The 14,516-nt window shown below is 36.5% G+C and carries 8 protein-coding genes and 1 pseudogene; 7 read left to right on the top strand and 2 right to left on the bottom strand.

Annotated elements, in window-relative coordinates; all coding sequences use genetic code 11:
* Positions 1-88: 88 nt before the first annotated feature.
* The 3 genes from ASC72_RS06840 to ASC72_RS06830 all read left to right on the top strand — a co-directional run bounded on the left by ASC72_RS06840 (position 89) and on the right by ASC72_RS06830 (position 5,794).
* Positions 89-1,300, top strand: a complete 1,212-nt coding sequence (locus tag ASC72_RS06840; protein WP_056188811.1) for an alpha/beta hydrolase-fold protein — start codon at positions 89-91, stop codon at positions 1,298-1,300.
* Positions 1,301-1,598: 298 nt separating this feature from the next.
* Positions 1,599-2,672: a type I restriction endonuclease gene (locus ASC72_RS06835; RefSeq protein WP_056188808.1), complete on the top strand. Its 1,074-nt coding sequence runs from the start codon at positions 1,599-1,601 to the stop codon at positions 2,670-2,672.
* Between the two features lie 212 nt (positions 2,673-2,884).
* On the top strand, positions 2,885-5,794 hold the full coding sequence (locus ASC72_RS06830) for an FAD-binding and (Fe-S)-binding domain-containing protein (RefSeq protein WP_056188805.1): 2,910 nt from the start codon (positions 2,885-2,887) through the stop codon (positions 5,792-5,794).
* Positions 5,795-5,958: 164 nt separating this feature from the next.
* Here ASC72_RS06830 and ASC72_RS06825 read toward each other — a convergent pair whose 3' ends face one another.
* A complete protein-coding gene (locus ASC72_RS06825) occupies positions 5,959-7,113 on the bottom strand; it encodes a Gfo/Idh/MocA family protein (RefSeq protein ID WP_056188802.1) in 1,155 nt (384 codons plus the stop codon).
* A 615-nt stretch (positions 7,114-7,728) separates the two neighbouring features.
* On the opposite strand from ASC72_RS06825, the gene ASC72_RS06820 reads away from it, so the two are divergent.
* Positions 7,729-9,669, top strand: coding sequence for an amino acid permease (locus tag ASC72_RS06820; protein ID WP_056188800.1), 1,941 nt, complete (start codon positions 7,729-7,731; stop codon positions 9,667-9,669).
* Positions 9,670-9,893: 224 nt separating this feature from the next.
* On the opposite strand, the gene ASC72_RS06815 is transcribed toward ASC72_RS06820, so the two are convergent.
* Positions 9,894-11,096, bottom strand: a complete 1,203-nt coding sequence (locus tag ASC72_RS06815) for an aminotransferase class I/II-fold pyridoxal phosphate-dependent enzyme (RefSeq protein WP_056188796.1) — start codon at positions 11,094-11,096, stop codon at positions 9,894-9,896.
* Between the two features lie 380 nt (positions 11,097-11,476).
* On the opposite strand from ASC72_RS06815, the gene ASC72_RS06810 reads away from it, so the two are divergent.
* The 3 genes and pseudogenes from ASC72_RS06810 to ASC72_RS06800 all read left to right on the top strand — a co-directional run bounded on the left by ASC72_RS06810 (position 11,477) and on the right by ASC72_RS06800 (position 14,372).
* On the top strand, positions 11,477-11,935 hold the full coding sequence (locus tag ASC72_RS06810; protein ID WP_056188793.1) for an Lrp/AsnC family transcriptional regulator: 459 nt from the start codon (positions 11,477-11,479) through the stop codon (positions 11,933-11,935).
* Positions 11,936-12,257: 322 nt separating this feature from the next.
* On the top strand, positions 12,258-13,661 hold the full coding sequence (lpdA, locus tag ASC72_RS06805; RefSeq protein WP_056188789.1) for a dihydrolipoyl dehydrogenase: 1,404 nt from the start codon (positions 12,258-12,260) through the stop codon (positions 13,659-13,661).
* A 165-nt stretch (positions 13,662-13,826) separates the two neighbouring features.
* Positions 13,827-14,372, top strand: a pseudogene (locus tag ASC72_RS06800) (lipocalin family protein).
* Positions 14,373-14,516 lie beyond the last annotated feature (144 nt).

Raw genomic sequence — 14,516 nt, 5'->3', positions numbered from 1 at the left:
TAATTAATTGGTTAAGTTTGCTCGGAAATTCATCAAAATTGTTTTGTTGAATTTGAATCATCAATCAAACATTTAATCTTAAAAAATTATGAAAACATTTTTTTATTCTGTCACCTTATTTATGCTTACTTTTTGCATGCAGGCGCAGGAAAACAGTCCTTTCCAAACAGGATTTGAAGAAACCATCTCTTCAAAAATATTGGGACAGCAACGCAAAGTCTGGATCCATATTCCGAATAGTAACGGAGGAAATAAAATTAAAGACAGAGGTAATTATCCTGTAATTTATTTGTTAGACGGAAGCGAAAATTTCAATACCATTGTGAGTATTACAGAACATATGGCAGAATCTAATCTTTGCCCACCCATGATTGTAGTTGGAATCCTGCACCAAAACCGACTTGTTGATTTAACAACTGGTACAGACAAAGAATTGCCAGATGTTATAGGCGGCGGGGAAAAATTTATGTCGTATGTCGAGAAAGAATTGATTCCGTATATGGATGCCAATTATCCAACAACATCCTATAAAACTTTTATTGGTCATTCGCTTGGAGGTTTAACGGTTATGAATACTTTTTTGCATAATCCACAATTGTTTAATTCATATGTTTCTCTTGATGCTTCTTTGTGGTGGGACAATCAGAAAGCGGTAAAAGAAGCCAAAACGATTTTACCAACTCAAAATTATAAAGGAAAAACATTGTATATGGCAATGGCAAACCGTTTAGAAAGGGGCGTAGATACGTTAAGCGTTCAAAAAGATACAAGCGGAACCACGGGACTTATTCGCAGTAATTTAGAATTTATTAAAGAACAGTCTAAAAACAAAAAGAACCAATTGCGTTTTAAATACAAATTTTATGAAGATGACAATCACCCTTCGGTACGTTTGATTGGAGAATATGACGCGCTTCGATTTATTTTTGAATTCTATAAACTTAAAATTTACGACAGCGAATTAAAAAATCCTGATTTTAAATTAGATTCTTTATTGGTAGCCCACTACAAAAATGTTTCTGAAAACATGGGTTATATCGTAAAACCAGGAGAAAGCCAGATTAATAATTTAGGCTACCAAATGATGGGTGCGAAACAATTAACAAAAGCCGAAACCTTATTTAAACTCAACACAACCAACTATCCTGAAAGTGCCAATTGTTATGATTCTCTTGGCGATTTATATCTTGAAAAAGGCGATAAACCAAAAGCAATTGAAACTTTCAAAAAAGCTTTAACGCTCCAAGCAATTCCGGAAACAAAAGAGAAATTGGAGAAGTTGATGAAGGAGAAGAAATAGATTTTATTTGATTAGATATAGAAGCTCAACCGTTTTGGTTGGGCTTTTTTTGTGGACAAAATCAGGTATAAGTACTTGTTTGTTTTAGAATGGTTAATAGATACTTTTGATAAATAAGATTTACCGCTACAAATAAGGTTTTCCGTAAAAAAATTGTAAATCAACAGTCTACATTTGAAAATTGCGTTTATGAGCGAGATGCTCGCGCCACCGGGTAATCATTTTTGCTACTGTGTAGAGAATTGACTAAACCCAAACAAACATTTAGAAACAATAGAAACACCAATACACTAAAAATATGGAAGCGGATTTAAGACTAAAACTTGAGCAATTACACAAAAGAGTTGATTCATTAAAAGATCAAATTAACACCGAAGAAGCTACTAAAAATGCATTTGTAATGCCATTTATTCAAATTTTGGGATTTGATATTTTCAATCCTACAGAAGTAATTCCAGAATTCATATGTGATATTGGTACAAAAAAAGGAGAGAAAATAGATTATGTAATTAAGAAAGACGGCGAACCCATTTTAATTATTGAATGTAAACATTGGAAAGAAAATGCTGATGCACATAATTCACAGCTTCATAGATATTATCATGTTTCAAAATCTCGTTTTGGAGTTTTAACTAATGGTCATACTTATAATTTTTATGCTGATTTAGAAAAACCAAACATAATGGATGAAAAGCCATTTTTTACATTAGACTTGGCAAATATTTCTGATTCTAGTTTAAAAATTCTTGAAAATTTCACCAAAAGCAGTTATAATTTAGAAAATATTTTAGACTCGGCAGAAGCATTAAAATATATAAAAGCAATAAGAAATGAATTTGAAAAAGAATTACAAAATCCGTCTGATGAAATTGTAAAACTTTTAGTGAGCAAATTCTTTAATAAACCATTAACTGCATCAAGATTAGTAGCTTTTAAAGAATACACAAAGAAAGCTTTTTCTAACTCTATAAATGAATCAATAAATTTCAGGCTTAAAAACGCATTAAATATTGGTGAAACTATTCCATCAAAAGAAAATCAAAAATTATCTTCTGTAGATGAAGAAATTGAAACTCCAAGATTTATTACAACCGAAGAAGAAATAGAAGGTTCACAAATTATCAAAGCAATTTTAAGAGAATCAATTCCTGCTAATAGAATATTTTTTAGAGATACACAATCTTACTTTGGAATTTTATTAGATGATAATAACAGAAAACCATTATGTAGATTACATTTTAATTCTGCTAACAAATATGTAGAGTTATTTCATAATGGAAAAGATAATGGTGAAAAGCAATCTTTGCAAAGTCTTGATGAAATTTATAAATTCAAAAAAGAATTACTTTCTACTATAAAAAACTATGAATAATTAATTACTTGATATTTTCGAAGTCTGCTGGTGCGAGCGTCTCGCTCGTGCGCACAATTTATATCACTAAACATCCAATCTTTGTCGAGCTTCTCGCGAGGATTTCTCCTCCGGCGAAAATGACATAAAATGAGGAAAAACTTTGCACCTCTGTACCTATCAAAACAACCTAAAAAAAACTATTTTTGTAATTCATTTTCAGGTCATAAATAATGTCACTACTTAAGGATTTAGAACAATTATCAGCATCGTTGGAAGGAACACTTTTATACGATGATCTTCATAAAACACTTTATTCGACCGATGCTTCGGTGTACCGGATTAAACCAAAAGCGGTTGCCGTGCCTAAAACGATCGCAGATATTAGTAAACTGATTCGGTTTGCGGGGGAGCATCAGATTTCGATTACGCCAAGAACGGCGGGAACTTCGCTGGCCGGACAAACGGTGGGCGACGGAATTGTGGTCGATGTTTCGAAGAATTTTACCAAAATCCTGAATTTCGACCCGATTAAAAAAACAGTTACAGTCGAGCCCGGCGTGATTCGCGATGAACTGAATTTATTTTTGAAACCGCATGGCGTGTTTTTCGGCCCGAATACTTCGACATCCAATCGTTGTATGATTGGCGGAATGGTGGGAAATAATTCATCGGGAACGACTTCGATTCGCTATGGCGTGACGCGCGATAAAATTGTGGAGATCAAAGCGATTTTGAGCGACGGATCTGAAGTGGTTTTTAAGGAACTGACTTCGGTGGAATTTATCGAAAAAACTAAAGGCGAGACCTTAGAAAATAAAATATACAAAAGCCTTTACGACGAACTTTCGATAAAAGCAACGCAGGACGAAATTGTAAAAGAGTTTCCGAAACCGGAGATTCACAGAAGAAATACGGGTTATGCGGTTGATATTTTACTGAAATCGGATTTGTTTGGCGGAACCGAACCAACCATCAATCTTGGAAAATTACTCTGCGGAAGCGAAGGAACTTTGGCCTTTACGTATGAAATTACCCTAAAAGTGGACGATTTACCGCCGGCCAATAATATTATGGTTGTGGCGCATTATCATAGTATTCAGGAATCGCTGGAATCTGTTGTGGTGGCGATGAAACATCATTTGTACACAGCAGAAATGATCGACGACACGATTCTGGATTGTACGAAAACGAATCGCGAGCACATTAAAAATCGTTTCTTTTTGGTTGGAGAACCAAAAGCAATTATGATGTTTGAAGTAGCTTCACATGATGCTCAGGATGCCGAAAATCAGGCGAACGCTTTAATTGCCGATTTAGAAAAAAATAACTTTAGTTACGCGCTTGTAAAAATTTACGGAGCGGATATTGAAAAAGTAAACGAACTTAGAAAAGCCGGCCTCGGACTTTTAGGAAGTATCGTTGGAGACGACAAAGCAGCCGATTCTATTGAAGATACTGCCGTTGAATTGAGTGATTTGCCGGCATATATTGCGGAGTTTTCGGCAATGATGCTGCGTCACGGACAAGGTGCGATTTATTATGCGCATGCGGGTGCGGGCGAACTGCATTTGCGTCCGGTTTTGAATTTGAAGAAAACATCTGACTTAAAACTCTTTAGAACCATCGCAACCGATGTGGCGATTTTGGTGAAGAAATACAGAGGTTCGCTAAGCGGGGAACACGGCGACGGAATTGTGCGCGGAGAGTTTATTCCGTTTATGATTGGCGAAACAAATTATGAATTGCTGAAACGCATTAAACTGGCTTTCGACCCGAATTCGGTTTTGAATATCGGGAAGATTGTGAACGCTTTAAAGATGGATGAAAACCATCGTGTGGTTTCGGGCAGGGTAGAACCGGATATTAAAACGTTTCAGGATTTTTCAGACAGTTTAGGGATTTTGCGCGCCGCCGAAAAATGCAACGGTTCCGGCGATTGTAGAAAATTGCCATCAGCAGGAGGAGCCATGTGTCCGAGTTATCGGGCTACCAAAAATGAAAAAGAAACTACGCGCGCCAGAGCGAATGCGTTGCGTGAATATCTGACATATTCTGAAAAAGAAAATAAATTCGACCAGAAAGAATTATACGAAGTTTTTGAGTTGTGTGTGAGCTGTAAAGCGTGCGCCAGCGAATGTCCAAGTAATGTGGATGTTGCCACTTTAAAAGCGGAATTTTTATATCAATATCAAAAAGCAAACGGTTTCTCAACCCGAAATAAGATTTTTGCACACAATGCAAAACTGAATAAAATGGGAAGTTTGTTTCCCTCAATCACCAACTTTATTTCGAATCAGTCGCTGGTTAAAAAAAGTATGGGCATTGCACCGGAAAGACAAGTGCCGCTTTTAGCGAAAAAGACTTTCAGAAAATGGCATGAAAACCATAAACCTACAGTTACGGATTTTCCGAACGGAAGATTGTACTTGTTTGTAGATGAATTTACCAATTATTATGATGTAAATATCGGAATAGATGCTTTCGAATTATTAACTAAACTAGGTTATCAGGTTCTGGTTATCGACCATGAAGAAAGCGGAAGAGCCTATTTATCTAAAGGTTTTTTGGAGGAAGCAAAAAAAATAGCCAATCATAATGTCAACATTTTTAAAGATTTGGTTTTGGGCAATGCGCCTTTGGTTGGTATTGAACCTTCTGCCATTTTAACTTTCAGGGATGAATATCTTCGCTTGGCAGATGATAAGGAAGAAGCAGAGAAGTTATCCCGAAATGCTTTTACGATTGAAGAATTCTTTAAAAAGGAAATTATCGATGGAAAGATAAAACCAGATTCATTCTCAGAAGAAAAGAAAGAAATCAAGATTCACGGTCATTGCCATCAGAAATCATTGAGTTCTGTCGAAGCGACTTTCGCGATGTTGAATTTGCCAACTAATAATACGGTTACGATTTATAATTCGGGTTGTTGTGGAATGGCGGGATCATTCGGTTACGAAAAAGAACATTATCAGGTGAGTATGCAAATGGGAGAGGATACTTTATTCCCAAAAGTGCGTGCCACAGCCGAAAATGTAAAAATTGCCGCTGCAGGAACAAGCTGCCGGCATCAAATTTATGATGGAACGAGTAGGGAAGCACAGCATCCGGTGAGTATTTTAAGAAGCTGCCTGAAGGCTTAACCGCAATCCCGATAGCTATCGGGAGCAAAGGTCTACGCAATCCCGAAGCCTCGGGACGCAAAGATTAAAAAAAACAATTCGTGAATTCGTGGCGGAAAAAATAGCCACGAATTCACGAATTGAAATAATTTAAAAACTTTGTGACTTAGCACCTTGTGGCAAAATTACTTTAGTGAAACTTTCTTCCCGGTTTCGGCGGCTTGGTATATGGCGTTTATGACCTTAATATCTTTCAGTCCTTCTTCGCCGGTAATGTGGCTTGGGAGTTTTTTGTTTTCTAACAGTACTTTCGCAATTTCATCCATTTGCGTTTGCTGTTGATTGATTTCCGGGAATTTCAATGGTCCTTTTGATGTTTTGCCATCATACGGTCCATAACTCAAAGACGGACTTAATTGAAAATTACCTTCATCGGCAGTGGCATAAATTCGGTCAATATAATAACCAACAGAAGAATTGCAATTGGCCATCGCACCGCTTGGAAATTCCATTTGCCACGAAATACTTTCTTCCGTTTCTGAAAATCTGTTTTTATCATTTACAGTTCCGAATTGAGCGGTTACAGCAATAGGTTCTTCTCCTAAAATATAGCGGCTTGCCTGAATACAATAAATCCCAAGATCCATTAACGGACCTCCGCCGGATAATTTTTTATTTAACCTCCATACGCCTGGATCATTTATATTGACAGGAGTTTTGGCGATCGTATCATAGGTTTTATAGCCGAGGGATGTTTCTATGTATCGCACTTGTCCGAAGACTTTCTCTTGCCCGAGTCGTTTAATTTCTATGTGTGTTGGTTCATAATGCAGACGGTAGCCAACAGCCAGCTGTACCTTATTATCATTGCAGGCCTTGATCATTTCCTCACATTCTTTGACTGTAATCGCCATAGGTTTTTCGGTAATGACATGTTTGCCGGCTTTTGCAGAACGAACAACAAAGTCTTTGTGCATGCTGTTTGGCAGTATCACATACACTAAGTCAATATCTTTGTTATTGACGATCTCATCAAAATTTTGATAGTTGTAGATATTCTTGTCCGGGATATTGTATTTCGCTTTCCATTTAGTTGCTTTTTCAGGAGTACCGGTTACTATTCCGGTAAGCGTACAATATTGAGAAACTTCCAGGCCTTCTGCTACTTTTCGGGCATAAACTCCTAATCCGCAAAGTGCAACATTTAATTTTTTTCCGGTATACGGTATTTTGTCAGGATCGGGTGCCGTTAAAAAAGCAGGCAGTGTTGTTATGATCACGGAGGCTCCAACACCAGCCCCAAATTTATTCACAAATGATCGTCTTGAAATTTTTTCCATGTGGTTTGGTTTTTATAGTAGTGGTGGTTTATTAATAGGTGTTTTTGAGAAATATTACATTGGTGGTTTTTTTTTTTTGTAAAATGCTCATTCAAAAATAATTAGGAATTATAGTGTGTGATTTACATTTATCATAATGTAACAAATGTAAAAAAAAGATGAAAGATTCTTATTAAGGTTAGCGGCAAAAAAATGTGAGAATTTTTCTAATTTGTGAAAAAATAGGTGTGCATTTTGAAATACGAAAATGGCACGCGGATGACACGGATTTAGGCGGATTGTAGCTGATTTTTTTTAATCATTTTAATCCTTGTAATCTGTGGCTAAAATTTTTCACGCAGATTTAGCAGATTACAGCAGATTTAAATTGATTTTTTTAAGCTACTCTAATAACAAATCTGCGCTCATCTGCTTAAATCTTTTTAAATCTGCGTGAAACAAAACGCAGTGCAAATCCGCCTAAATCCGTGTCATCCGCGTGCCAAAATTCCCAGCAAAAAAATCACATATAAACAAAATCGTTTTATATATTTGAAATCAGGATAATTTTTGCATTATTTGCAAAATAAAACCACAAAGACCGATATAAATTAATTTTAAAAAGCAAAACCATATATGGCATTATCAGGTTTATTCCGAAAAAAAACGGTACAAGATATTCTCAAGCAAGTTGCAAAGAACGAAGCAGATGGTCATAATGCATTAGGAAAACATTTAACGACCAGGGATTTAACTGCTTTTGGAATCGCAGCAATTGTTGGAGCGGGAATTTTTAGTACAATCGGAAAAGCAAGTGCCGATGGAGGACCAGCTGTTATTTTCTTATTTTTATTTACGGCTTTGGCCTGTAGTTTTGCCGCTTTTGCTTACGCCGAATTTGCCTCAATGGTACCGGTTTCAGGAAGTGCTTATACGTATTCTTATGTAGCTTTTGGAGAAATTATTGCATGGATTATCGGTTGGGCTTTAATCATGGAATACGCCGTCGGAAATATAACTGTGGCGATATCTTGGAGTGATTATTTTACCGGACTGCTCCAGAGCGGCGAGATTCATTTACCGCAATGGATTCAGATGGATTATCTAACAGCCTCAAACGGATTTAAAGATGCCACAGCTTTAATGCAAGGCGGAAAAACATACGAAAACTTAGGTGCAGGATTACAAGCCGCCTATACAGCCTGGACAACGGCGCCAACCATTGGTTCTTTTCATTTTGTTGCCGATTTACCCGCTTTATTCATCATTGTTTTGATTACGGCTTTGGTTTACAGAGGAATGAAGGAATCTCGTAATGCAAGTAATGCGATGGTTGTTGTAAAACTTTGTATTGTACTTTTGGTAATTGCAGTAGGAGTTTTTTATGTAGATACAGCGAACTGGGATCCGTTTGCTCCAAATGGAGTTAGCGGAGTTTTAAAAGGAGTATCAGCGGTATTCTTTGCCTATATTGGTTTCGATGCGATTTCGACAACGGCTGAAGAATGTAAAAATCCACAACGCGATTTACCGCGCGGAATGATGTGGGCGATTATTATCTGTACGATTTTATATATTGCCATTGCTTTGGTTTTAACCGGAATGGTGCGTTATAACGAATTGAATGTTGGAGATCCTCTGGCGTTTGTTTTCGATAAATTAAACTTAAAATGGATGTCGGGAATTATTGCTGTAAGTGCAGTAATCGCTATGGCGAGCGTTTTATTGGTTTTCCAAATGGGACAGCCTCGTATCTGGATGAGTATGAGCCGTGATGGTTTATTGCCAAAGAAATTCTCGACAGTGCATCCAAAATTCAAAACGCCATCCTTTGCAACCATTGTAACGGGTTTTGTGGTGGCAGTTCCGGCTTTGTTTTTGAACCTGACAATGGTAACCGACTTATGTAGTATCGGAACTTTATTTGCCTTTGTATTGGTTTGTGCAGGAGTTTTGGTTTTACAAAACAAACCTGAAATTCCAAGAGGGAAATTCAAAACACCATATGTGAATTCGAAGTATATTTTACCGGTTTTAATGATTGCCGGAATATATTACGCTTTTGCTTTCAATAATAAAGCGACAATGGCTTTCATTAATAATGAAGCACAAACAAACGATGCGACAACAATTATTACGTCTTTAGATAAAGAAGAATCTGCGAAAGTTTTCAATTATTTAGAAAGTATCGACCTTAAAAATAAAACGGCCGAAACATCAGATTTAGAACATTTATTAAGCCAGTATCAAGACGATGACGCTAAATATGCTGAAGTTGTAAAAGGTTTGCCAATTAATGATTCTCTAAAATACGAATCTGGTTTCAGTTTATTCAAACACAAAATTCCAATGTGGATTTTCCTTTTCGTTTTGGTTGGATTAGCGGTTTGGTCATTCAGACAAAATCTGTCTTTAATTCCACTTTTAGGATTAATCTGCTGCCTGTACATGATGGCCGAATTAAGCGTGTGGAATTGGATTTACTTTACGATCTGGCTGTTAATCGGATTGTTTATTTACTTTACTTATAGTAGAAAGAATAGCAAACTGAACTTCCCTGAAGAGGTTAGAAGTTAAACGTTAGAAGTTATATGTAAAAAGCCGTTCTGATCAATTTCAGAACGGCTTTTTTGTTTTTATTTTTCACGCAGATTTGGCAGATTAAAGCAGATTTAAAAAAGAGTTTTTTAAGGTATAGCAAATAAATCTGCGCCGATCTGCTTAAATCCTTTTTAAAATCTGCGTGAAATAACTTTGCGCTTCTCTGCGAAAACTCTCTGTGAATCTCTGTGAAATAACAATTACAAAATCCCTAATTCAACCATACAAGCTTTCATCATCTCATAAGTACGCTGAATATCATTATCCAACCCAATAGAAAAACGAATTAAACCATCTGTCAATCCCATTTCAGCTTGTTCCTCTAACGGAATTTCACTAGAAGTTGAGGTTCCCGGCGCGCTGAAAAGCGTTTTATAAAACCCTAAACTTACTGCCAAATAACCTAGGTTTCTGGCCTGCATCAATTCCATTAATTCGTTGGCTTTTTCCAAAGTTCCAACATCAATAGTCATCATTCCGCCAAAACCATATTCCGGATTAATCATCGTTTTGTACAATTCATGACTCGGGTGACTTTTCAATCCCGGATAAACCGTTTTTAAACCGTCAGCTTCAAATTGATCCGCCAGGAAATGCGCGTTATGACTGTGTTGCTTGATACGGATATGAAGCGTACGAAGATTTTTCATTACCGAAGCCGAACGCAAACTGTCCATTGTTGGTCCCAAAAGCATGCTTGCTCCGGAGTTCACATTTTTCAGTGAATTGATAAATTCTTTCGAGGCACAAGTCACACCTCCAACGGTATCACTACTTCCGTTAATGTATTTCGTCAAACTGTGAATCACGATATCAGCACCTAATTTTGCTGGTGAAACGGATAAAGGTGAAAACGTATTATCAACCACCAATTTCAAATTATGTTTTTTAGCAATCTTTGCCAAACCAGCGATATCAGCCACTTCTAATAAAGGGTTGCTTACTGTTTCACAATAAATAACTTTCGTTTTTGGCGTAATCGAAGCTTCCACAATTTCCAATTTTGTAATATCAACAAAACTCGTTTCAATGCCAAAACGAGGCGTAAAATTCTTCAAGAAAGCATACGTTCCGCCATAAATAGTTCGGCTTGAAACAATATGGTCGCCGGCGCCGCACAACTGCAATAGCGTAGGCGTAATTGCTCCCATTCCCGAAGCTGATACGTTTGCGGTTTCCGTTCCCTCCATCGCCGCCAAAGCCTGATCCAAATACAAATTACTTGGCGAAGAATGGCGAGAATACAAATAACAGCCTTCCATGTTGCCTTCAAAAGTATCAAACATAGTTTTCGCCGAAAGGAAAGTATAAGTCGAAGAGTCAGAAATCGAAGGATTCACACCCCCAAATTCACCAAAGTACTGCAAATCCTGAATTTTATCTGCCGGATTAAAGTCATTCATAGTTTTAGTTTATTGTTTGTTGTTTGTTGTTTGAAATTATCATTGATATTTTTTAGGAGCTGTTCCTGCTATCCGTTTCAATCTTTTGTGTCGAACGCCGCCACAAAAGGATTTCCACTTCAAATGAAATTCACTGAACTCCGATTAAAATAAAAGTATAGTGAAGTAATCAGGGCTAGGACTCATTTTCAAAGGAAATTCTATTCAAAATAACATCTTATTAGAAAATTAATCAATGACTAAGATTATAATTAGATTTTAAAACTATAAAATGAATTTGTTATGGATTTTTAATTTAAATTTGTTTGATAAAACTCAAATTAATAGATTTTTTTTCATCACAACGAAAACCACAAACCACAAACCACAAACTGTAAAAAATGATCTTAGACGCCACCGATAAAAAACTCCTGGTTTTACTACAAACTGACAGTAAAAAGACAACCAAAGAATTATCCTTAAAACTGAACCTTTCCGTAACTGCTGTTTATGAAAGAATCAAAAAACTAGAACGCGAAGGAATCATAAAAAACTACGTAGCCTTAGTCGATAAATCAAAAATTGAAAAAGGTTTTGTGGTTTTCTGTCATTTAAAACTTATTCAGCACACCAAAGAATTCCTAACCAAATTCGAGAGCGAAGTCGTTAAACTAAACGAAGTATTGGAATGCCACCATGTAAGTGGAGATTATGACTATATATTAAAAGTATTAGTAAAAGACATGGAAGCCTACAGAGAATTTTTGGTAACCAAACTCACAACGTTACAACATATAGGAAGTACGCAAAGCACCTTTATGATTAGTGAGGTGAAGAATTCGACGGTAATTTCTTTTTAGAGGGACAAAGGTTCAGAGGGGTAAAGAGGCAAAGGTTTTAGAATAATCTCGCAAAGTCACGAAGTTATTTTCTGTCTCTAGCAAAATTAAAAAGAAGCAAAGAATATAATAACTTTGCGGCTCTGCGACTTTGCGAGACTAAAAAAATAAAGCTTTGCGAACCTTCGGTAAAAACCCACAATCCTAAAAAAAACTTTGTGTCTTCGAGCCTTCGTGGCAGAAAATCTCCACCTTAAAAATCACACAAAAAACATTGAAATTTAAACTTTAAACAAAACTTTATTCCTTAATTTTGTAGCGCTAAAAATAAAATAGACAAACTATGAGTTCATTTGACGTAGTCATTATAGGTTCAGGTCCTGGCGGATATGTATCAGCAATTCGTTGCGCACAATTAGGTTTCAAAACAGCAATTGTAGAAAAGTATAACTCTTTGGGCGGAACTTGCCTTAACGTAGGTTGTATTCCTTCAAAAGCATTATTATCTTCTTCTCATCATTATGCAGAAATTGCTCATTTCGCAGATCACGGAATCGAAGTTTCTGGCGATGTGAAAATCAATTTAGAGAAAATGATCGCACGCAAACAAGCAGTTGTGGATCAAACCGTAGGTGGAATTAACTACTTAATGGATAAAAATAAAATTACTGTTTTCAATGGTTTAGGTTCTTTCGTAGACGCAACGCACATTGCAGTTGCAAAAGCAGACGGAACTTCAGAAACTATCGAAGCAAAATATACTGTAATCGCTACAGGTTCAAAACCATCTTCTTTACCTTTCATTAAAATTGATAAAGAAAGAATCATCACTTCTACTGAGGCTTTGGCTTTAAAAGAAGTACCAAAACACTTGGTAATTATTGGTGGAGGAGTAATCGGAATCGAGCTTGGACAAGTTTACCTGCGTTTAGGTGCTCAGGTTTCTGTAGTAGAATTCATGGACAGAATCATTCCTGGAATGGATGCTTCTTTGTCTAAAGAATTGACTAAAGTATTGAAAAAACAAGGAATGAAATTCTACGTTTCTCACAAAGTAAAATCAGTTGAAAGAAGTGGCGATGCTGTAGTAGTTCAGGCTGAAAATGCAAAAGGAGAAACTATCACTTTAGAAGGAGATTATTCATTAGTTTCTGTTGGTCGCCGTCCTTACACAGACGGATTGAACGCTGACAAAGCAGGAGTGAAAATTTCAGACAGAGGACAAGTTGAAGTAAACGATCATTTACAAACTAACGTTCCAAATATTTACGCCATTGGTGACGTTGTTCGTGGAGCAATGTTGGCGCATAAGGCAGAAGAAGAAGGAACTATGGTTGCTGAAATCTTAGCAGGTCAAAAACCACATATCGATTATAACTTAATTCCTGGTGTAGTTTATACCTGGCCAGAAGTTGCTGCAGTTGGACAAACTGAAGAGCAGGTTAAAGCTTCAGGAACAGAATACAAAGTGGGAAGTTTTCCTTTCAAAGCCTTAGGTCGTGCAAGAGCAAGTGGAGATTTAGACGGATTCGTGAAAATTATCGCTGATGCAAAGACTGATGAGGTTTTAGGAGTTCACATGATTGGAGCACGTACAGCGGATTTAATTGCTGAGGCAGTTACTGCAATGGAATTTAAAGCTTCTGCTGAAGATATTTCAAGAATGAGCCACGCACATCCAACTTTCGCGGAAGCGGTAAAAGAAGCAGCTTTGGCCGCTACTGATAATAGAGCATTACACGTATAATTTACGTAAATTATATTTTAAAACCCATCAGTCCCAAACCTCGGGATTGATGGGTTTTTCTTTTACTGTAATTTTCTGGCACATATCATATAAAATTCAAAAATAATTTCGTAAATTAGATGTATAATTCTGATGCTATCTTTACTTATGTAAAAAGATAACGTTATGAAAAATAGATATATAGCTCCTGTTTTAATTGGAGCAGGAATTGCTTTTCTGCTTTACTCTTGCGGTTCTACAATTCCAAAAAAAGCGACTGCTGTACAAAACTTTGATAAATCTAAATACTTGGGTAAATGGTACGAAATTGCCCAATTAGATTTTAAGTCTGAAAAAGGGGTTTAAACAATGTTACTGCAGAATACTCGCTAAACGACAACGGAACTATAAAAATTGATAATAAGGGCTATAATGTCAAAAAAGACAAATGGGAGAAAAGCATCGGGAAAGCCAAATCTGTCACAAAGGACGATGTTGGTATGCTTAAGGGCTCATTTTTTGGTCCTTTTTATTCCGGTTATAATGTAATTGTCATTGATCCGGATTATAAATATGCACTTGTAGCAGGAGAAAGTTTAAAATACATGTGGATTCTTTCCAGAGAAAAAAACTATTCCTGAAAATGTAAAATCAGATTATCTTATAAAGGCACAGGAAATTGGTTATACTGTTTCAGATCTCGTTTGGGTCGAACATGATAAGGCCAATTAAAAGCAAAGAAGCCGTCTCAAAACAAAATTTGAGGCGGTTTTTTATTTGTTGCCCATTTTGGCTTTTAATGTTTTGATTTTAAGGGAAGGAAAAAAATTGCCCTTATGCTGCAATTTTCTTTCTTAAGTTGTGTCCTAAAGCCAT

Origin of the sequence: Flavobacterium sp. Root420, assembly GCF_001427905.1 — a bacterium.
Classification (GTDB): Bacteria; Bacteroidota; Bacteroidia; order Flavobacteriales; family Flavobacteriaceae; genus Flavobacterium.
This window is presented reverse-complemented; position numbering and strand designations above follow the sequence as displayed.